The sequence below is a fragment of the Saccharopolyspora sp. NPDC045941 genome (genome assembly GCF_056431445.1).
In genome coordinates this window covers 63451-82818 of sequence record NZ_JBWKKU010000017.1, presented here as the reverse complement: position 1 = coordinate 82818, position 19368 = coordinate 63451, and the positions used below count along the sequence as shown (strand labels likewise).

Genomic DNA, 19368 nt, shown 5'->3' with positions numbered 1-19368 from the left:
GGTACAAGCTGTCAGAGCTTCAGCCTAGACTCGCCGCCGTGACGCATTCCGAGGACCGACGCCTGCTGCTCATCGACGGCCACTCGATGGCCTACCGCGCCTTCTACGCCCTGCCCAAGGAGAACTTCCAGACCGGCACGGGCCAGCACACCAACGCGGTCTACGGCTTCACCTCGATGCTGATCAACCTGCTCCGCGACGAGCAGCCCACGCACCTCGCGGTCGCCTTCGACGTCTCCCGCAAGACCTTCCGCAGCGATGCCTTCACCGAGTACAAGGCCAACCGCAGCGCCACCCCGGACGAGTTCCGCGGCCAGGTCAGCCTGATCCAGGACGTCCTCGGCGCGCTGAACATCCCGGTGCTGAGCAAGGAGAACTTCGAGGCCGACGACGTCATCGCGACGCTGACCACCCAGGCCACCGCGGCGGACTTCAAGGTCGCCATCTGCACCGGCGACCGGGACGCGCTGCAGCTGGTCACCGACGACGTGACGGTGCTGTACCCGACGAAGGGCGTCTCGGAGCTCACCCGCTTCACGCCGCAGGCCGTCGAGGACAAGTACGGCCTGACGCCGCAGCAGTACCCGGACTTCGCGGCGCTGCGCGGCGACCCGTCGGACAACCTGCCGAAGATCCCGGGCGTGGGGGAGAAGACCGTCACCAAGTGGATCCAGCAGTTCGGCTCGCTGGCCGACCTGGTGGACCGGGTCGACGAGGTCAAGGGCAAGGTCGGCGACTCGCTGCGCGAGCACCTGTCGTCGGTGCTGCTCAACCGGCAGCTGACCGAACTGGTCCGCGACGTCGAGCTGGAGCTGGCGCCGCCGGACCTGGCGGTGCGGGCCTGGGACCGCGACGCGGTGCACCGGCTGTTCGACGACCTGGAGTTCCGGGTGCTGCGCGACCGGCTGTTCGCGACGCTGTCCAGCGCCGAGCCCGAGGTCGAGGAGGGTTTCGAGATCTCCGGCGGCGTCGTGCAGCCCGGTCAGCTGGCCGGATGGCTGGACAAGCACGCCCGCAACGGCAACCGGGTCGGGCTGGCGTGCACCGGCCAGTGGGCCCGCGGTCACGGCGACCTGACCGGCGTCGCGCTGGCCACCGCCGACGGCGCGGGCGTGTTCGTCGACGTCGCCGCCCTGACCCAGGAGGACGAGCAGGCGCTGGCGGCCTGGCTGGCCGACCCGGCGACGACGAAGGCGGCGCACGACGTGAAGGGGCCGCTGCACGCCATCCGCGACCGCGGCTGGACGGTGGCGGGCCTGACCAGCGACACCGCGCTGGCCGCGTACCTGGTGCGGCCCGGGCAGCGGTCCTTCGAGCTGCCGGACCTGGTGGTCCGCTACCTGCAGCGCGAGCTGCGCGCGGAGCAGGGCGACGACGACGGGCAGCTGTCGCTGCTGGAGGACGAGGCGGAGACCAAGGAGAAGGCCGCCTCGACCGAGCTGGTGAAGGCGCGCGCGGTGGCGGAGCTGGCCGACGCGCTGGACGCGGAGCTGGACCGCATCGACAGCCGCGCGCTGCTCACCGATCTGGAGCTGCCGCTGCTGGTGGTGCTCAGCGAGCTGGAGGGCGCCGGCATCGCGGTCGACGCCGAGCAGCTCGCCGAGCTGGGCGCGCGCTTCGCCGCGCGCGTCAAGCAGGCGGCGCAGGACGCTTATGGCGTGATCGGCAAGGAGATCAACCTCGGCTCGCCGAAGCAGCTGCAGGTGGTGCTCTTCGAAGAGCTGAACATGCCGAAGACCAAGCGCACCAAGACCGGCTACACCACCGACGCCGAGGCGCTGCAGTCGCTGTACGAGAAGACCGAGCACCCGTTCCTGCAGCACCTGCTGGAGCACCGCGACGCCACCCGGTTGAAGACCACTGTGGACGGCCTGGTGAAGTCCATTTCGGACGACGGGCGGATCCACACGACGCTGAACCAGACCATCGCCGCCACCGGCCGGCTGTCCTCGACGGACCCGAACCTGCAGAACATCCCGATCCGCACCGAGGAGGGCCGCCGGATCCGGGAGGTCTTCGTCGTCGGCGGCGGGTACGCGGAGCTGATGACCGCCGACTACAGCCAGATCGAGATGCGCATCATGGCGCACCTCTCCGGCGACGAGGGGCTCATCGAGGCGTTCCGCACCGGCGAGGACCTGCACAACTACGTCGCGTCCAAGGCGTTCGGGGTGCCGATAGACGAGGTCGACCAGGAGCTGCGCCGCCGGGTCAAGGCGATGTCCTACGGCCTGGCCTACGGCCTGTCGGCGTACGGGCTGGCGCAGCAGCTGCGGATCTCCGCCGAGGACGCCAAGGCGCAGATGGACGCCTACTTCGCCCGGTTCGGCCGGGTCCGCGATTACCTGCGGGAGGTCGTCGACCAGGCGCGCAAGGACGGTTACACGTCGACGATCCTGGGTCGCCGCCGCTACCTGCCGGACCTGACCAGCGACAACCGGCAGCGGCGGGAGATGGCCGAGCGGATGGCGCTCAACGCGCCGATCCAGGGCAGCGCGGCCGACATCATCAAGGTCGCGATGCTGGGCGTGCACCGCGCGTTGCGGGACAGCGGCATGCGGTCGCGGATGCTGCTGCAGGTGCACGACGAACTGATCATCGAGGTCGCCGACGGCGAGCGGGACGAGGTGGAGAAGCTGGTGCGCGAGCAGATGGGCTCGGCCTACGAGCTCGACGTGCCGCTGGAGGTCTCGGTTGGCGTCGGCCGCTCCTGGGACGCCGCCGCGCACTGAGGCCGTCACGCCTCGGGTGCCGGTCGTTACTCGTTGAGTTCGTGTTTCGGCGCCGTCACGAAGTGGTCACTCGCCGGAGTCGATGTGGCGCAACCCCTTTGAATGGCGGATGTCACCGTCGGTGGCCCCGCCCTACCCCGCATCGAATCGGTGCGGATAGCCTGCCGTACGCGCGTTGCCGGACGCGCGCGGACCGGGCGTCGGTCGGGCGCGGCCATCCGCGCCAACCCCGAGGAGGAGCATGATCAGCATCGACAGAGTGGACCACCTGGTCCTCACCGTCGCCGATGTCGATCGGGCAGTGGAGTTCTACGAGCAGATCCTCGGCATGACGCCGGTGGAGTTCCCCGGCGAGCGGCGCGCCGTGAGCTTCGGCAGGCAGACGATCAAGCTGCACGCCGCGAGCGAACTGGTGGAGCCGACCGCGACGCACCCGGTGCCCGGCTCGGCCAACCTGTGCTTCGTCACGTCCCACCCGCTCGCCGAGGTGCAGGAGCACCTGCGCGCGAACGAGGTGCGCATCGAGGAGGGCCCGGTCAGCCGGATCGGCGCGGAGGGCCCGATCACCTCGCTCTACCTGCGCGACCCGGACGGCAACCTGATCGAGATCGCCCGCTACGACGACGCCGCCGAGGAGACCGCGGCTGAGTAGCACCCCTTCCCGCCCCGCGCTCGCCCGGCGTCTCGTGATCGCTCGATCGTGGCGTCGGCGCTGGCGCTACCTTTGCGCGCAATGGGGCAAGATCCGTGCTGGGGGCATGGGGCGAGGTTGTGAAAGTGGGTTCGACCTCGGGTTTCACGAGGGACACAGTTGAGCTCCTGACGGGGCAGATAGTGGATGCGCTCAGATGCCCGGTGGGCCTGGGCGACGAGGGGCAGTGGCTGGCGTGGCTGACGGACGAGACCGTCCGGCCGGGGCGGGGCCGGGACGAGCTCGCCACCGCGCTGATCGCGCACTGCCGCGCGACGGAGGTCGAGCCTCCCGGGCCCGACCAGGCCAGGGAGGTGGCGAGCCGGGTCTTGCAGGACTTCGAAAGGCTGCTCTGCCACCGCGTCGCGGTCCGGATGGGCGACTCGGCGGACCAGTTGGAGGTGCTGCTGGCGGATCCCCCGGAGTGTCCCGAGTGGTCACTGGCCGAGCTGCGGTCCGAGGTGGGCCGGATCGACCTGCGGGAACTCCTGCTGGAGATCGACAGCCTGATGTCGTTGCAGGCGCTGGGGTTGCCGTCCGAGCTGCTGGTCGACCTGGAGGAGAACACCGCGGGCCAGGTCTGGCTGGGCGCGCTCCTGAAGGAGGTCGACAAGCAGGCCGTGGTGCAGGCTCTCCGGCTTCCGGCGGAGCTCTTCGACGACGTTCCGGCGGAACTGGTGGAGGCGTGGTGCGTGCGGGCGGCCCGCGCGCACCACGACGAGCTGCGGTCGCAGCCGCGAGCGGTGCGGGTGACATTGCTGGGTGCGCTGTGTTCGGTGCGCCGCAATGAGATCACCGATCTGCTCGGGCGGGTGCTGGTCGGCCTGCTGCAACAACTCCGGGAGCGGGTGGAGCAGCGGCTCGACGTCGGCGCCGAAGCCACGTCGCAGACGCAGGCGCGGGAGCTGCTCCTGGTCGAGATCGCCCGGGCCGCCCTGGATCGTCCCGACGAACCCGTGCGAACGGTTCTGTACCCGATCGCCAGCGAGAAGCTGCTCAGACAGCTGACGCGCGACAACGAGGCCCGCGACGCCGTGCGCGGCCGGCGCAAGCGCACGGTGTTGCGGGGCGCGTATTCCGCGCACCACCAACAGGTTCTCCGGCTGGTGCTGGCGGGCCTGGAGTTCCGCTGCCGGGACGTCGGCTGCTGGCCGATCATGGCGGCGCTCGGCGAGCTGGTCGGCGACTACACCGCGTCCTGGGGCGACGGCCGCTTCTACGACTCACCCGGCGACATCCCGCTGGGCGACGCGGTTCCGGAGGAGTGGCGGGACGCCGTGGTGGACAAGGAGGGGCGCATCGAACGCGCCGTCTACGAGATGTGCGTGCTGGTGACGCTGCGGGATCTGCTGTGCACCCGGCGGATCTTCCTCGCTGGGTCGAGTCAGTGGGGCAAGCCCGGCTTCGACCGGTCGCGGGGCGCGCGGCGCCGCACCGACGAGGCCCTCGCCTGGCCGAACTGACGAGGTTGGACTCTGTCCGCGGGGCAAGGTCCAGACTGGACGCATGCTCGGTATCGGGGATTTCGCGCAGTTGACCGGTTTGAGCGCGAAGGCGTTGCGGCTGTACGACAAGCAGGGGTTGCTGAAGCCGGCCGCGGTCGATCCGTGGTCGAACTACCGGCGCTACTCGGCGGGTCAGCTGGAGGTGGCGATCCGGCTGAAGGCGTTGCGCGCGGCCGACATCGGGCTGCCGGAGGCCGGGCGTGCGCTGCTCGGTCGGCGCGAGGCGGTCGAGGTGCTCGAAGACCACCGGGCTCGGCTGGCCGAGCAGCGGCGGCGGCAGGACGCCGCGCTGGAGGTGGCGACGGCGTTGTTGAACGGCAACGCGCCGGACTGGGAGATCCGGAGCGGCAGGCCGGCGCGCAGCACTGGGTGGGCGTGGCGCTGCCGGTCCCCGACGGAGCCGACGAGGAGTTGACCGACGAGCAGGCGAACGCCGCCTTCGGCGCGTTGTGGGAGGCGTTGGCGACGGCGGACAACGCGCCGACCGGCCCGTTCTGGTCGTCGATCCGCGCCGGTTCCACCGAAGACGACGTCGAGCTGCTGTGCTGCTGGCCGGTCGCTCGGCCGATGCCCGCGGACTGGGGGATTCCGGGACTGGCGGTCGTGCGCGGTGAGGTCCGGGCGGGGCCGGAGCTCGTGGTGGGCTGGCGGCACGACGACGGCGTGGCGGTCATCGACTCGGCGGTGCAGCCCGCGGTCGTCGCGCTGCTGGCCGAGGCCGAGCGGCGCGGGGTCGACCTGGATCTCGCGGCGATGCGCCAGGTCGGGAGGCTCGACGAGACCGGCGACGCGGTCGGCATGGAGGTCGCGATCCCGCTGACCTGATAAACGCGTTGTTCCCGCCGAGAGGGGGGGGGTTTCGTTTCGCGCAAAATCAACCCTAAGCGTGGGGGGGGGGTGGCGGTTCCGCGCGAAATCGCCACCCACCCCGCACACCTCAGAGGGACAGTTCGGGCTTGAGGCGGGTGGGCGTCCAGACCCGCTGGCGCCAGGCCGCGATCGTGCTCAGCAGCAGCGACGCCACCAGGTAGCACAGCAGGACACCGGCCGCGGTCGTCGCCGCCGCCGTGCCCGCCCCGCCGTAAAGCAGGTGGCGCAGGCCGTTGACGACGTAGCCCAGCGGCAGCACCTGGTGCAGCGGGTGCAGCGGCTCCGGGATCGTCTGCCACGGGAACGTGCCACCCGCGGTGACCAGCTGCAGCACCAGGATGACCAGGGCGATGAACTTGCCCTTCGGCCCGAACGCCGCGTTGAGCGCGTGCACCACCGCGGTGAAGGCGAACGACGTGAGGATCAGGAATCCGAGCGTCCACCAGGTGTGCGCCGGCTGCACGCCCACCCCGAAGACCACGACCAGGTACAGCAGCACGGCCTGCACGAACCCGACGATCGCCGCGGGCAGCCAGCCGCCGATCGCGACCCGCCAGGGCGCGACCCCGGCGGCGAGCGCGCGACTGGACAGCGGGCGCATCAGCAGGAACAGCACGAAACCGCCGATCCACAGCGCCAGGCCCATGAAGAACGGTGCCAGCCCGGCCCCGTAGGTGCCGGCCTTGACCTGGGCCATGGTGTCGATGGCGACCGGGTCGCCGATGGTGTCCGCGGTTGCGTTGCGGGTGTCCTCGTCGGGGTCCGGGATGTCGTTCAGGCCCTCGCCCAGCTTCGTCGCGAGCGTGCTCGAACCGTCCGCGAGCTTGCCGGAACCGTCGGAGAGCTGCTTGGTGCCGCCCGCGAGCTGGTCCGCACCGCTGCTGAGCTGCTTGGTGCCCGCCAGCGCTTGGCGCTCACCGGAGCGGAGCTGCTGCGCGCCGTTGTCGACCTGGACGGCACCGTCGGCGAGGCGTCCGATGCCGTTGGTCATCGTCGGCATCGCGTTGGCCAGCGCGCGGTTGCCGTCGGCGACCTGCTGGGAGCCGTCGGCGAGCTTCCGCAACTGGCCGACCTGCGTCTGCACCTTGCCGTTGGCGTCGGTGATGGGCTTGTTGAGCTCGTCGATGCCCGCGACGATGCGCTGCACCGCGTCCTCGTCCACCCCGTTCTTGCGGAGCTGGTCGGCGATGTCCTTCTTGGTCGAGCTGAGGTTGTCGACGATCTCCTGCGAGAGCCCGCCGAGCGTCTCCGCCTTGGAGGCGAGCTGCTCGTTGCCTGCGGCGACCTGCGCTGCGCCGTCGGCCAGCTTGGCGGTCTGCTCCGGCAGCGGCGCGGTCGACCGCTGCAGTTCGGTGAGGCCGCTGCGCAGCTGCTGCGTGCCGTCGCCGAGCCGGTCGGCGCCGTCGGCGAGCTTGGTCTGGCCGTCGACCAGCTGGTGCGCGCCGGAGGCCAGCTGGTCGGTGCCCTGCCGGGCTTCCCCGAGCCCGTCGCGGAGCTGGCCCGCGCCGTCGGCGAGCTGGCCCGCGCCGTCGGCGGCCTCTGCGGTCTTGTCGTGCACGGTGCTGAACCCGAGCAGGAACTGGTTCGCCGCCTCGGTCCCGGCGCTGGCCGCGACCCCCTTGCGCACCTCGGAGGCCACCTTGTCGGCAATGGTGCCGACCAGGTAGTTGTTGGCGTCGTTGGTGATCAGCTGCAGCTTCGCCTGCCGCGGCTCGAAGTCGGCGGGGGAGACCAGTGCACCGGAGAAGTCCCTCGGCACCACCAGCGCGAACGTGTACCGGCCGCTGGCGACGCCGTCCTGCGCCTCTTGCGCGTCGGTGCGGGTCCAGTCGAAGGTGCCGGAATCCAGGAGCTCCTGGTAGACGTCCTGGCCGGCGTCCAGCCGCGTGCCGTCCTCGCGTTGCTCGCCGGCGTCTTCGACGACCACGGCCGCGGGCACCGAGTCGAGCTTCCCGTAGGGATCCCAGTTCGCGTAGATGTACATCGCGCCGTACAGCAGCGGCACCAGGGTGACCGCGAGCAGCGCGAGCTTGGGCAGTTTGCCCGAAGTGAGGCGGCGCAGCTCGGTGGCGGCGAGCCGGAATGTAGTCATCGCAGACCTTCAGCAGAATCCAGAGTGGACTGTTCGGGGTTGTCCGTGCCGACGCGGGCGGGCGAGATGCCCAGCCTGTCGGCGGAGTGCGGGGAGCAGAGCGCGATCACGGCCAGGCCGCGCTCGGCTTGGCGGGCGGCTTGGGAGTACCAGCCGGTGGGGTCGCCGCCGTGGCGGTCGGGGCAGTCCAGCACCAGGGCCTTGGTGGCGCGGCCCTCGCAGGCGAGTTCGGTCAGCAGCCGGGTGCGCTCGTACCCGGCCAGGTGCTCGAAGCGCTGCTCGCCGGCGCCTTCGGGGAGCCAGTCGCGGGCCGACAGCCAGTCCCGGACCCGGCGGCGGCCGGATCTGCGGCCCGCCAGGCTCAGGCCTTCGGCGACGACGTCGCGCACCGCCAGCGCGTCGTCGGGCTCGGTGATCTGCGGCGCGTCGACGACCGCGACGCTGCGCCGCAGCGCGCTCGCGTCGATGGCGCCGTCCAGGCGCACCGTGCCGTGGGTGGGGCGCAGCCGACCGGAGAGGGCCAGGGCCAGCGCGGTTCGGCCGGAGTTCGGGTCGCCCGCGACCAGCAGGACCTGCCCGGTCCGGGCCCGTAGCGTTGTGGGCGCCAGCAGCGTCCCGTGCGCTCCGATGACCTCGACGCCGGTGGCGACGATCTCCACGCAGTCTCCTCGACTTTCACGACCGGCGCGCCGGCCGCGCGAGCCTCAGCGCAGCGCGGTGGCCGGGCGCACCTCCCACATCGTCCACAGCGGCCGGTAGCCCTGGCGGGGCCAGAACACCGAGGACAACGGGTTGGGCGGGTTGTAGTACAGGAAGCTGCCGACGGCTCCGGCACGCGCGAACTCGTTGTGAGCCGTGGCCATCAGCTGCTGGCCGACGCCGGTGCCGCGGAGTTTCTCCTGCACCGACACGCAGTTGACGTACGCCCACGTGCCGGGCCTGAGCCGGGAGCCACCGGGTGACTTGGCGGTGTCGACCCAGCCGCACTCCGCGACCGCGACCGGCGTCCCGTCCTGCTCCGCCAGCCATACCGGATCGCTGGAGTGCAGACGCACGTGCGCAGCGGTCCGCTTCAGCTGCGGAGCGTCTGGTCGGTACGTCGACGTGCCGACCATGGCAGCGTATTCGAGCTCGCTGAGGGTGAGTTCGACGACGGCGTCGAGGTCGGCCGGTCCGGCGCGACGTATGTTTACGGTACCAGATAGTTTCGTATATGCAACCGGCGCGGTGGGGCGCACGGCGAGGCAGGCCAGCGGCAGGAAACCGTGATCCAGCAACGCCCTGGTCGCCTCGACGTCCCGGCTCGGCCACACGACCGTGCAGGCCGAGTTGGGGCCCGGCGCCTGCGTCGCCAGCCACTCGCGCCAGGTGTGCAGCAGCGCGTCCATGCCGGCGTGGGGCTGCTCGCCGATGATGGGGAAGAGCTCGAAGACCTCGCCGGCCTGCCAGAGGCTCTGCGCCGACCCCGGCGGGCTCGAGTTCCGCGCGGCGAGCCCGGCGGCCGTGCCGCCGCCGGGGATCCGGGCCACGATCGCCTCGGCGCCGGCCGGCAGTTGGTGGGCCTCGGGCAGCTGCGGGTCCAGCGCGGCGAACCGCGCGAGCTGCGCCCGCATCAACTCCTGTGCAGTCGCCACGACTTCCCCTCAGCGCTGTCTCGACTGTTGACTTGGGTACTCGTTCTTGAAGCGCCGAAGGCGCTTGGGCCCACCTGCGCAACTTGCGCCGCCGCGGGTTCTCGGACGTCGTCCGGCGAGGACAGTCCCGATGCCGCTGGTCATGCGCAAGTCGGGGCTCCCACGGTTCAGGCGGCGACCGCAATTCCCGCAGGGGTGCAACTCGCGCCGCCACGCAAAACGAGCCTGGAAATATTCTCCCTCAGCGGTGGCAGACGAAGATCGCGGTCCCGGGGAACAGGCGTCCGCGCAGCGGGCTCCACTGCCCCCAGGTCTGAGTGTGCCCCGCCGGCCACTCCGGCTCGATCAGGTCGACCAGGCGCAGCCCGGCGCCGGCCAGTTCCCGGACGAAGTCGCCGAGGGTGCGGTGGTGCTCGACGTAGGTGGCCCGGTCCGCGTCGTCGACCTCCAGGTACGGCGTGCGGTCGAAGTAGGAGTGCGTGGCGGTCAGCCCGGTCGGCCCCGGATCGTCGGGGAAGATCCACCGCATCGGGTGCGTCACCGCGAAGACCCATCGGCCGCCCGGCCGCAGCACCCGCGCGACCTCCCGGAACACCGCGCCGACATCGGCCACGAACGGAACCCCGCCGAACGCCGAGCAGGCCAGGTCGAAGGAGGCGTCGGCGAACGGAAGGCAATCCGCGCTCGCCTGCACCAGCGGCACCGCGGTCCCGCTGCGCTCGCCGCCCGCGACCGCGTGCCGCAGCATCCCGGCCGAGATGTCCAGCCCCACCGGGTGCGCGCCCTGGTCTGCCAGCCACCGCGAGCACGACGCCGCGCCGCAGCCGACCTCCAGCACCCGCTTGCCGCGGACGTCGCCGAGCAGTCCGGCGTCGGCCTCGCGCAGCCGCTCCGGGCACCACATGAAGTCGCTGTCGCCGAGGAACGCGCCGTGCTCGGCTTGGTAGTCGTCGGCGTCGGCGTCCCACCACAGCCGGCTCGCGCCCCGCGATTCCGCCGCGTCGACAGTGCGTTTGCTCACACCCGTTGTGCCCAACAGTCGCTCCGCGGAGCTACTCTGGAGCTCGTCGTGTTCCGGGTCATCGGCTCGTGCCAAGGGTTCTCCCCGCCGATATCGGGTATTGCTCGGACGTGGGGCATTCTCCTCGCCCGGGACCGGTCGGTCTTTCGGGCGTACCGGGGTTTGCCCGACGATCGAGAAAGCGCGTACGATACCGCCCGCGTCGTGGGTCTTTCGCCGACGGCTCCGACTGCCGGGTCGCACCGGTGGTGGGGACGGTCGACGGAGCGGGATCTGGCTGGTCCAGCGGATCAGCTGGTCCCGGCCCGGGGCGCGGCAACAACGTAGATCCAGCGACCAAACTATCCGTACCGGAGCAACCCACCTGATGTCCACCGACACCACCACCGTCCCGACTGCAGCCGCCACCAAGCCGCAGGTCGCAGTGAACGACGTCGGGACGGAGGAGGACTTCCTCGCCGCCGTCGACCAGACCATCAAGTACTTCAACGATGGGGACATTGTTGAGGGCACCATCGTCAAGGTCGATCGCGACGAGGTGCTGCTTGACATCGGCTACAAGACCGAGGGCGTCATCCCCTCCCGCGAGCTGTCGATCAAGCACGACGTCGACCCCGCCGAGGTCGTCACCGTCGGCGACTTCGTCGAGGCCCTTGTTCTCCAGAAGGAGGACAAGGAAGGCCGGCTGATCCTCTCCAAGAAGCGTGCGCAGTACGAGCGCGCCTGGGGCACCATCGAGGAGCTCAAGGAGAAGGACGAGCCGGTCAAGGGCACCGTCATCGAGGTCGTCAAGGGCGGCCTCATCCTCGACATCGGCCTGCGCGGCTTCCTGCCCGCGTCGCTGGTCGAGATGCGCCGTGTCCGCGACCTGCAGCCCTATGTCGGCCGCGAGCTTGAGGCCAAGATCATCGAGCTGGACAAGAACCGCAACAACGTGGTCCTGTCCCGCCGCGCCTGGCTGGAGCAGACCCAGTCCGAGGTCCGCAGCGAGTTCCTCAACCAGCTGCAGAAGGGCCAGGTCCGCAAGGGCGTCGTGTCCTCCATCGTCAACTTCGGTGCGTTCGTCGACCTCGGTGGGGTCGACGGTCTGGTGCACGTCTCGGAGCTGTCCTGGAAGCACATCGACCACCCGAGCGAGGTCGTCGAGGTCGGCCAGGAAGTCACCGTCGAGGTCCTCGACGTGGACATGGACCGCGAGCGCGTCTCGCTGTCGCTGAAGGCCACCCAGGAAGACCCGTGGCGCCAGTTCGCCCGCACCCACGCGATCGGCCAGATCGTGCCGGGCAAGGTCACCAAGCTCGTGCCGTTCGGTGCGTTCGTCCGCGTCGACGAGGGCATCGAGGGTCTGGTCCACATCTCCGAGCTGGCCGAGCGCCACGTGGAGATCCCGGAGCAGGTCGTCCAGGTCGGCGACGAGGTGATGATCAAGGTCATCGACATCGACCTGGAGCGTCGCCGGATCTCGCTGTCGCTGAAGCAGGCCAACGAGGGCTTCAGCCCCGACTCGGAGTTCGACCCCACCCAGTACGGGATGGCGGCCGAGTACGACAACGAGGGCAACTACATCTACCCCGAGGGCTTCGACGTGGAGACCCAGGAGTGGACCGAGGGCTACGAGAAGCAGCGTGAGGAATGGGAGCGGCAGTACGCCGAGGCCCACACGCGCTACGAGAAGCACATCGCCCAGATCGTCAAGGCCCGCCAGGCCGACGCGGAGGCCGCTGCGGCCGCCGCGGCCGGTGGCGGCGAGGAGCCGGCCAGCGGTGGCGGCAACTACTCGTCGGCTTCGAGCGACGAGCAGGACAGCGGCTCGCTGGCCAGCGACGCGCAGCTGGCGGCGCTGCGGGAGAAGCTCTCCGGCGGCGCGTGAGCCTGACGCCTAGCGGCTGAGGCAACACCACGGCCCCGCACCTTCCGAGGTGCGGGGCCGTGAGTCTTTTCCGGAACCCGGCTCAGCTGAGTTGCGGAGGTGAACGGCCTGTTCGTCTCGTCTATCGGGGTGAACAGGCCGTTCGCCCCGGGTCGTCGGTCCGCGCGGCCCGGTGGGCTGGCAAGATGGGTTTCGTGTTGCGGGTGGGACTGAGCGGTGGAATCGGGTCCGGCAAGTCGACGGTGGCCCGGCGGTTGGTGGAGCGCGGCGCCGTGCTCATCGACGCCGACGCGCTGGCCCGCGAGGTGGTGCAGCCCGGCACGCCGGGGCTGGCCGAACTCGTCGAGCGGTTCGGCCAGGACATCCTGGACGCCGACGGCGCGCTGAACCGCCCGGCGTTGGCGGGCAAGGTCTTCGGCGACGACGAAGCGCGCGCGGACCTCAACGCGATCACACACCCCAAGATCCGCGACCTGACGGCCGAGCGGATGGCGCAAGCGCCCGCCGACGCGGTCGTGGTGCACGACGTGCCGCTGCTCGTCGAGGTCGGCTACGCGCCGAACTACCACCTGGTGGTCATCGTCGATGCGCCGGAGCCCGACCGGGTGCGGCGGCTGATCGACCGCGGCCTGTCGGAGGACGACGCCCGCGCCCGCATCGCCGCGCAGGCCACCACCGAGCAGCGGCGCGAGGTCGCGGACGTGTGGCTGGACAACAGCGGTTCGGTCGATGCCGTGCACGCCCAGGTCGATGCGCTGTGGCAGGACCGGTTGGTGCCGTTCGAGGAGAACGTGCGGCTGCGCCGCCGCCCGCCGAAGCGGGCGCCCGAGCTGGTCGATCCGGATCCGGAATGGCCGCGGCAGGCGCGGCGGCTGATCGCCCGGATCGAACGCGCGGCGGGCGACAAGGCCGTGCGGGTCGACCACGTGGGCTCGACCTCGGTGTCCGGCCTGCCCGCGAAGGACATCATCGACCTGCAGCTGACGGTCCGGTCGCTGGCCGACGCGGACGCGCTCGCCGGGCCGCTGGGCGAGGCCGGTTTCCCGGTGCTGCCGGACATCCGCGGCGACACCCCGCACACCTTCGCGCCCGATCCGGCGCTCTGGGAGAAGCGGATCCACGTGTCGGCCGACCCGGGCCGCTACGCGAACTTGCACGTCCGGGTCGACGGAACGCCGGGTCAGCGCGTCGCCCTGCTGTTCCCGGCGTGGCTGCGCGCCGACGAAGCCGTCCGCGACGAATACCTCGCGCTCAAGCGGAAGGTGGCGGCGGAGCACGCCGCCGACCCGGACCACGGGGCCTACGCGGACGCCAAGGAACCCTGGTTCGCGGAGGCGCTCCCCAGGGCCTGGCAGTGGGCCGAGCACACCGGCTGGGCCGGCTGAGCCCGGCTCAGGTCGCCAAGCGGAGGATCTCGGCGATCTTGGCGTAGCCGTGGTTCTCGGCGTGCCGGAGCGCCGTGACGCCGTCGTGGTCGGGGATGTTCGCGTCCGCTCCCGCATCGAGGAGGATCTGCACGATCTCCTGGTACGGGCGGCTTCCGTCGCCGAGGATCACCGCTTCGAGCAGCGCCGTCCAGCCGAGCCGGTTGACGTGGTCGACGTTCAGGCCGGCGCGGGCCGCTGCGCGCACGTAGTCGACGTGGCCGCGCTCGCTGGCCGGGATGATCGCGATGCCGCCGAAGCGGTTGGTCACCGTGAAGTCGGGGTTGGCGGGCAGCAGCGCTTCGAGCATGGCGACGCTGCCGGTCACTCCGGTGACCAGGAAGGCGCTGTCGCGGCGGTCGTCCTGCGCGTCCGGGTCGGCACCGGCCTCGACGAGTTCGCGGGCGACGTCGACGTGATCGCCCAGCGAGGCCAGCAGCAGCGGAGTGCGCTGGTGCTCGTCGCGGGCTTCGACGTCGGCGCCCGCGGCGAGCGCGGCACGGGCCGCGTCGACGTCGCCGGTGCGGGCCGCCTGCAGGAGTTGTTGATCCGCCATCGGTATCGGGAGCCTTTCCGGGCTGAGCTGCGGTGCTCCCGGCGACGGGGGAATTGCGCCGGTGGCACGGGTGGCGAGCCATTGCTCGCCGGGCATCGCACCGGTGCGTGCGGTGCCCATCGGATCATCCTCCGCCACCGGTGACCGAACCTGCCGGCCCGGCAGCGCTCGTGAGTGTTCGCTCCGGTTCTTACCGGAACGAACACTCACGAGAGGTGGGGAGCATCGTTGCCCGCCACCCCGAGCGGTGGGGCGATTTCGGGGGTCGTCCGCGCCACCGCGATCAGGACGCCGAGCGGAGGATCTCGGCGATCTTGGTGTAGCCGTTGCGTTCGGCGTGCTGCAGCGCCGTCATGCCGTTGCTGTCGCGGATGTTCACGTCGGCGCCCGCGTCCACGAGCAGCTGCGTGACCTGCTGGTAGCGCTCGCTCCCGTCGCCGAGCACCACGGTTTCCAGCAGCGCGGTCCAGCCGGGGTCGTTCACGTGGTTGATGTCGATGCCGGTCTTCACCGCGGCGCGCACGTATTCGACGTGCCCGTGCTCACCGGCCGGGATCAGCGCGGTTCCGCCGAAGCGGTTGGTGAGCGCGAAGTCCGGGTTCGCGGGCAGCAGCGCTTCGAGCATGCCCACGCTGCCGGTCACTCCGGTGACCAGGAAGGCGCTGTCGCGGCGATCGTCCTGCGCGTCCGGATCGGCACCGGCCTTGACCAGCTCGCGGGCGACGTCGACGTGATCGGCGAGCGCGGCCAGCAGCAGCGGGGTGCGCTCGCGCTCGTCGCGGGCTTCGACGTTGGCGCCGACGGCGAGTGCGGCGCGCACCTGCTCGAGATCGCCGTCGTCGGCGGCGCTCAGCAGCTGTTGATCCGCCGCGGGGTTGGGCGCGTGCTGCTCGGGGGCGGGCTGTTGTTGTGCCGCGGGCGGCGGCGGGGGAGTCGCTGGTGCCGTCGGCGGCTCGGCCGGGGCGCAGGCGGCGAGCGCGATCACGGCGAACATCCCGACCGCCACTCGTCGACCGATCGCGCCCGTGTGCGCGGTCCTCATCGGATCCTCCTGCTCGGGTGGTGGCCGGTCCCCGGCGACACCGAGGACCGGCCCGGGGGTGTTACCGCAGCTCGGCCTGGATGGCCTGCAGCCCGGCGCGGGCGAACTCCTCGTCCAGGTCGCCGCTGGGCGCACCGGCCACGCCGATGCCCGCGATCGGCGAACCGGCGATCACCGGGACGCCGCCGCCGAGGAACAGCGTGCCCGGGATGTCGCGCAGCGTGGCGCCGTCACCGGTGGCCTGCTTGCCCAGCTCGGAGGTCGCGCGACCCCAGGCGACCGCGGTGAACGCCTTGCGCTTCGCGGACTCGCCGCTCTGCGGGCCCGCACCGTCGCCGGTCAGGCGCACCCGCTCGTTGCCCGCGCGGTCCACGATGGACACGGTGACGCGCTGCCCCTTGGCCTCGGCGGCGTCGAGCGCGGCCTGCGCGGCCTTGGTGGCGGCGTCGATGCTCAGCACCGGCTGCTGCAGGACGGCGGCCGGCGGGCGCTGCGGGGCCTGCTGCTGGACCGGGTCGGCTTGCGCGACGGTCAGGCCGGTGGCGCCGCCGAGGATGCCGAGGCCGACCAGGGTGCCGACGATGGCGCGGTTGCGGGTGGTGGACTGCATCGGAATTCGCTCCTAGGTCCGATTGGCTTGTGCTCCAAGCTTCCGTCGCAGGCGGGCTCCGGACGTCGTCGGAAAGGATCGTTCGACGCCCTTGCCCGGTGGATCCCGGATCAACCGATCCATTGATGCGGGCTCGGGACGCGCCGTCTAGGTTCGTGTCTTCGACGCGACGAGAGGACCGCATTGACCGACGACCTCCGGCCGGGAGGCTGGCTGTACCGCGCCATGCACGTGGGCTTCTTCGTGCTGCTCGCGTCTTCGGCGTCGCGCTACGTCGCCGCGCACGGCCTGGCGGGCGTGACGCCGCTGCTGCTGGTCCTTTCCGGGGCGCTGGTCGTGGTCTACGTGCTCGGTGTGGTCTTCTGGGGGCAGAGCAAGCGCGTGCGGCAGTTGTGGCTGGTCGCGGTGGTCGCCCTCTGGTGCGCGCTGGTGCTGGTGGCGCCGAGCTTCAGCTGGTGCGCGGTGCCGCTGTTCTTCGTCTGCTTGCGACTGCTGCGGCCCAAGCCGCTGATCATCGCCGTGGTGCTGCTGACCGCGACGGTGATCTTCGGGCAGCTGCGGCTGGCGCCGAGGTTCGAGGTCGTCGACGTGCTGGTGCCGCTGGCCGTCGCGACGATGGCCACCGCGGTGTTCCTGGAGCTGCGCTGGGAGAGCGAACGCCGCAAGGCGCTGATCGACCAGCTCGTGCGCACGCGCGGTGAGCTGGCCGAAGTCCAGCGCGAGGCGGGCATCAGCTGGGAGCGCGAGCGGCTGGCCCGCGAGATCCACGACACGATCGCCCAGGGCCTGTCCAGCATCCGGATGCTGCTGCAGGCGGCGGAGCGCGGCGGCGACACCAACGAGCACGTGCGGCGCGCGGGGGAGGTCGCCGAGGACAACCTCGCTGAGGCCCGCAGGTTCGTGCGCGGGCTCGCGCCGGCCGCGCTCGAACGGCAGTCGCTGCCGGAGGCGCTGCGCGAGCTGGCCGACCGGACCGCGGCGGAGTCGGGCGTGGAGGTCCGCTTCGAGGTGGTGGGCGAGCCGCTGCCGACCAGGGCGGCCGACGACGCGGTGCTGCTGCGGGTCGCCCAGGGCGCGCTGGCCAACGTCCGCGAGCACAGCGCGGCGCGCATCGCCGGGGTGACGTTGTCCTATTTGGACGATGAGGTCACGTTGGACGTGCGCGACGACGGCACCGGTTTCGACCCGGCCGCCCCGAGCCCCGGCGCCGGGCGCGGCTACGGGTTGTCCGGGATGCGGGCGCGGGTGGAGCAGTCGGGCGGCAAGCTGGCGGTGGAGAGCCGGCCCGGCGAAGGCACGGCGGTGGCGGCGACGTTGCCGGTGGGAGGGATCTCGTGACGGACGCGGTGCGGGTGCTGGTGGTCGACGACCACCCGGTGGTGCGGGCCGGGCTGCAGGCGCTGCTCGCCGGGGATGCGGGCATCGAGGTCGTCGGCGAGGCCGCGACCGCGGTGGAGGCCGTGCGGCAGGCGGACGCCTTCCGGCCCGACGTGGTGCTGATGGACCTCCAGCTCGGCGACGGCGTCGAGGGCGTGGAGGCGACCCGGCGGCTGCTGGCGCTGGACACCCCGCCGCGGGTGCTGGTGCTGACCACCTACGACGCCGACACCGACATCACCCGCGCCATCGACGCGGGCGCCACCGGCTACCTGCTCAAGGCGGGCCCGCCGGAGGAGCTGTTCCAGGCGATCCGGGCGGCCGCGCAGGGCAAGACCATGCTCTCGCCGGAGATCGCGTCCCGGCTGCTGCAGCGCAGCCGCGCGCCGGAGCAGTCGCTGAGCGCCCGGGAGGTGGAGATCCTGGAGCTGCTGGCGCAGGGCTTGGGCAACAAGGAGCTGGCGAAGAAGCTGTTCATCAGCGAGGCGACGGTGAAGACGCACCTGGTGCACATCTACTCGAAGCTCGGGGTGGACAGCCGGATGGCGGCGGTGAGCGCGGCGGTCGAGCGCCGCCTCATCCGCCTCGACGGCGGCCCGCCCCGCTGACCGCCAGGAGCGGTCGCCTCGGAACCGCCCGGGACGCGGTTCTGGTCACCAGATGTCGAAGATGCCCCGGTGGGCCAGCCACTGGTTGATGTCCCGGTGGCGGGTCACCTCGTCGAGCGTGCGGTGCACCGTGCGCAGCGCGTAGTCGGCTTCGCTGAGCCGGATCAGGCCGTTGCCGACAGCGGCGGCGAACTCGGCCGCGCGCGTGATCCGCGGCCGACCGTGCTCTTCGACCTCCAGGCCCAGCAGCAGGTCGGTGGTGGTCCAGGAGCGGGTTTCCCGCTCGATGTGGACCGCGGTGAGCAGGCTCGGCCCGCGGCGGGAGTGCCTGCGGCGCGGGCGGTAGCGGGTCAGCCGCAGCCCGAGGTCGGGCAGCAGCCAGGTGATCTCGGCGGCGTGGTCCGCCGCGTCCGGTGTCGGGCATTCCACCGAGAGCCCCCAGCGCTCGACGTGGCAGACCTCCAGCGGCGCGACGACACCGGACGACTCCCTACGCTGCGAGCTGAAGACGTCGATAACTTCAACCAGTTGGGGTGAAATCGCAGCGCTCACGGCGTCAGACAGTAACGGGAAAACAGCGTTGAAAGATCGACAGCACCAGTTTTTAACGTAACTTTTCGGAGCTCGTCGAATATCAATTCGGTGCGTGGTGGGATCATCACCGGGATGGCGGTAGCGTCCGCTGGTCCGGTACGGGATCTTGGACGGGTTGCCCACGCCACGACAGCTCGATTCCGTTGTCGCGCAACCACTTCGACAGGTCGTACCCGTGCCTCGCGAGGCCGTCGACGGCGGCGCAGGCGCGTCGCATCGCGCGTTCCGCGGTTTCCGGATCGAGCAGTTCCGCGCGCACCGCGATCACGAATTCATCGATGTCCAGCAGTTCCGCCGCGCGCCCGTCCCGCACCACGATGTCCAGGTAGTGGTCGACGGTCCGCCACTGCCGTTCGCCCGGCTCGACGTCCGCCACGTCGATGTAGAAGTCCACGTCGTCTTCGTGGCCGGGATGCCAGTACCAGCGGGTCACGCGCAGCCCCAGCGAGGGCAGCAGCCAGGATTCGAGGGCGGCGATGCGGGGATGCCCGGGCATCGGACGGGCCAGGTAGAGGCCGAAGGGCTCGCGCGCGTAATGCGTCACGGGGCGCACGTGGCCCTTGGGATCGGTGTTGGTGTTCGCCACGAGGTCGAAGACCTCGACCTTCGGCGGGTGAACGGGCAGGCCGAGCTGTTCGGCGATCTCGCGCTGCGTGGTCACCCTGCCACTGTATGCGGGCGGGCGCGACGTCCGAAGGTCGTCGCGCCCGCTATTCCTTCACCACTTGTGTTCCGTCACCTC

The 19368-nt window shown here is 71.2% G+C and carries 18 protein-coding genes; 9 read left to right on the top strand and 9 right to left on the bottom strand.

Annotation, left to right across the window (positions count from 1 at the left end; translation table 11 throughout):
- The first annotated feature begins 86 nt into the window (after nt 1-86).
- From polA to AC07FN_RS16150, 5 genes are all read left to right on the top strand, one after another.
- Complete coding sequence (polA, locus tag AC07FN_RS16170; RefSeq protein WP_478396390.1) at nt 87-2732, top strand: DNA polymerase I; 2646 nt, start codon at nt 87-89, stop codon at nt 2730-2732.
- Between the two features lie 241 nt (nt 2733-2973).
- A complete protein-coding gene (locus tag AC07FN_RS16165) occupies nt 2974-3384 on the top strand; it encodes a VOC family protein (protein WP_478396327.1) in 411 nt (136 codons plus the stop codon).
- A gap of 182 nt (nt 3385-3566) precedes the next feature.
- Complete coding sequence (locus AC07FN_RS16160) at nt 3567-4886, top strand: Tn3 family transposase (RefSeq protein ID WP_478396326.1); 1320 nt, start codon at nt 3567-3569, stop codon at nt 4884-4886.
- Between the two features lie 43 nt (nt 4887-4929).
- The gene (locus AC07FN_RS16155) at nt 4930-5343 is read left to right on the top strand and encodes a MerR family DNA-binding transcriptional regulator (protein ID WP_478396325.1); all 414 of its coding nucleotides are present in this window, start codon (nt 4930-4932) and stop codon (nt 5341-5343) included.
- Nucleotides 5304-5753 carry a hypothetical protein gene (locus AC07FN_RS16150; protein ID WP_478396324.1) on the top strand — a complete coding sequence of 150 codons (450 nt, stop codon included), beginning with the start codon at nt 5304-5306 and terminating at the stop codon, nt 5751-5753. Before AC07FN_RS16155 ends, AC07FN_RS16150 begins: the two co-directional genes overlap by 40 nt.
- Nucleotides 5754-5865: 112 nt before the next feature.
- Here the strand turns inward: AC07FN_RS16150 and AC07FN_RS16145 are convergent, their stop codons facing one another.
- The 4 genes from AC07FN_RS16145 to AC07FN_RS16130 all read right to left on the bottom strand — a co-directional run bounded on the left by AC07FN_RS16145 (nt 5866) and on the right by AC07FN_RS16130 (nt 10620).
- Complete coding sequence (locus AC07FN_RS16145; protein ID WP_478396323.1) at nt 5866-7890, bottom strand: YhgE/Pip family protein; 2025 nt, start codon at nt 7888-7890, stop codon at nt 5866-5868.
- Nucleotides 7887-8549, bottom strand: a complete 663-nt coding sequence (locus tag AC07FN_RS16140) for an ATP-binding cassette domain-containing protein (protein WP_478396322.1) — start codon at nt 8547-8549, stop codon at nt 7887-7889. The genes AC07FN_RS16145 and AC07FN_RS16140 overlap by 4 nt, the downstream gene beginning before the upstream one ends.
- A 45-nt stretch (nt 8550-8594) precedes the next feature.
- Nucleotides 8595-9524 carry an N-acetyltransferase family protein gene (locus AC07FN_RS16135; RefSeq protein WP_478396321.1) on the bottom strand — a complete coding sequence of 310 codons (930 nt, stop codon included), beginning with the start codon at nt 9522-9524 and terminating at the stop codon, nt 8595-8597.
- Nucleotides 9525-9765: 241 nt separating this feature from the next.
- Entirely contained in the window at nt 9766-10620 is an 855-nt protein-coding gene (locus AC07FN_RS16130; protein WP_132487613.1) for a class I SAM-dependent methyltransferase, read from the bottom strand.
- A 292-nt stretch (nt 10621-10912) separates the two neighbouring features.
- Between AC07FN_RS16130 and rpsA the strand changes: the two genes are divergently transcribed.
- Both rpsA and coaE read left to right on the top strand, forming a co-directional pair.
- Complete coding sequence (rpsA, locus tag AC07FN_RS16125; RefSeq protein ID WP_478396320.1) at nt 10913-12415, top strand: 30S ribosomal protein S1; 1503 nt, start codon at nt 10913-10915, stop codon at nt 12413-12415.
- 194 nt (nt 12416-12609) lie between these two features.
- On the top strand, nt 12610-13800 hold the full coding sequence (gene coaE / locus AC07FN_RS16120) for a dephospho-CoA kinase (protein ID WP_478396389.1): 1191 nt from the start codon (nt 12610-12612) through the stop codon (nt 13798-13800).
- Between the two features lie 7 nt (nt 13801-13807).
- Here the strand turns inward: coaE and AC07FN_RS16115 are convergent, their stop codons facing one another.
- From AC07FN_RS16115 to AC07FN_RS16105, 3 genes are all read right to left on the bottom strand, one after another.
- Nucleotides 13808-14515, bottom strand: coding sequence for an ankyrin repeat domain-containing protein (locus AC07FN_RS16115; protein WP_478396319.1), 708 nt, complete (start codon nt 14513-14515; stop codon nt 13808-13810).
- A 163-nt stretch (nt 14516-14678) separates the two neighbouring features.
- Nucleotides 14679-15437, bottom strand: a complete 759-nt coding sequence (locus AC07FN_RS16110; protein ID WP_478396318.1) for an ankyrin repeat domain-containing protein — start codon at nt 15435-15437, stop codon at nt 14679-14681.
- Between the two features lie 61 nt (nt 15438-15498).
- The gene (locus tag AC07FN_RS16105; RefSeq protein WP_478396317.1) at nt 15499-16047 is read right to left on the bottom strand and encodes a GlcG/HbpS family heme-binding protein; all 549 of its coding nucleotides are present in this window, start codon (nt 16045-16047) and stop codon (nt 15499-15501) included.
- A 183-nt stretch (nt 16048-16230) separates the two neighbouring features.
- Here AC07FN_RS16105 and AC07FN_RS16100 point away from each other — a divergent pair, with 183 nt between their 5' ends.
- Together AC07FN_RS16100 and AC07FN_RS16095 are read left to right on the top strand one after the other, a co-directional pair.
- Nucleotides 16231-17385 (top strand): sensor histidine kinase, encoded by a 1155-nt coding sequence (locus AC07FN_RS16100; protein ID WP_478396316.1) that lies wholly within the window; start codon nt 16231-16233, stop codon nt 17383-17385.
- A complete protein-coding gene (locus tag AC07FN_RS16095; RefSeq protein ID WP_207954460.1) occupies nt 17382-18032 on the top strand; it encodes a response regulator in 651 nt (216 codons plus the stop codon). Before AC07FN_RS16100 ends, AC07FN_RS16095 begins: the two co-directional genes overlap by 4 nt.
- A gap of 45 nt (nt 18033-18077) precedes the next feature.
- Here the strand turns inward: AC07FN_RS16095 and AC07FN_RS16090 are convergent, their stop codons facing one another.
- A complete protein-coding gene (locus AC07FN_RS16090) occupies nt 18078-18584 on the bottom strand; it encodes a DUF402 domain-containing protein (protein WP_478396315.1) in 507 nt (168 codons plus the stop codon).
- A 106-nt stretch (nt 18585-18690) separates the two neighbouring features.
- Nucleotides 18691-19287, bottom strand: coding sequence for a ribonuclease FAU-1 family protein (locus tag AC07FN_RS16085; protein WP_478396314.1), 597 nt, complete (start codon nt 19285-19287; stop codon nt 18691-18693).
- Nucleotides 19288-19368: the final 81 nt, after the last annotated feature.

Excerpts from the sequence above, each read along its gene's own strand:
- polA (WP_478396390.1), top strand. The coding sequence starts at position 87 with ATGGCCTACCGCGCCTTCTACGCCCTGCCCAAGGAGAACTTCCAGACC.
- AC07FN_RS16165 (WP_478396327.1), top strand. The coding sequence starts at position 2,974 with ATGATCAGCATCGACAGAGTGGACCACCTGGTCCTCACCGTCGCCGAT.
- AC07FN_RS16155 (WP_478396325.1), top strand. The coding sequence starts at position 4,930 with ATGCTCGGTATCGGGGATTTCGCGCAGTTGACCGGTTTGAGCGCGAAG.
- AC07FN_RS16145 (WP_478396323.1), bottom strand. The coding sequence starts at position 7,890 with ATGACTACATTCCGGCTCGCCGCCACCGAGCTGCGCCGCCTCACTTCG.
- rpsA (WP_478396320.1), top strand. The coding sequence starts at position 10,913 with ATGTCCACCGACACCACCACCGTCCCGACTGCAGCCGCCACCAAGCCG.
- AC07FN_RS16115 (WP_478396319.1), bottom strand. The coding sequence starts at position 14,515 with ATGGGCACCGCACGCACCGGTGCGATGCCCGGCGAGCAATGGCTCGCC.
- AC07FN_RS16110 (WP_478396318.1), bottom strand. The coding sequence starts at position 15,437 with ATGAGGACCGCGCACACGGGCGCGATCGGTCGACGAGTGGCGGTCGGG.
- AC07FN_RS16105 (WP_478396317.1), bottom strand. The coding sequence starts at position 16,047 with ATGCAGTCCACCACCCGCAACCGCGCCATCGTCGGCACCCTGGTCGGC.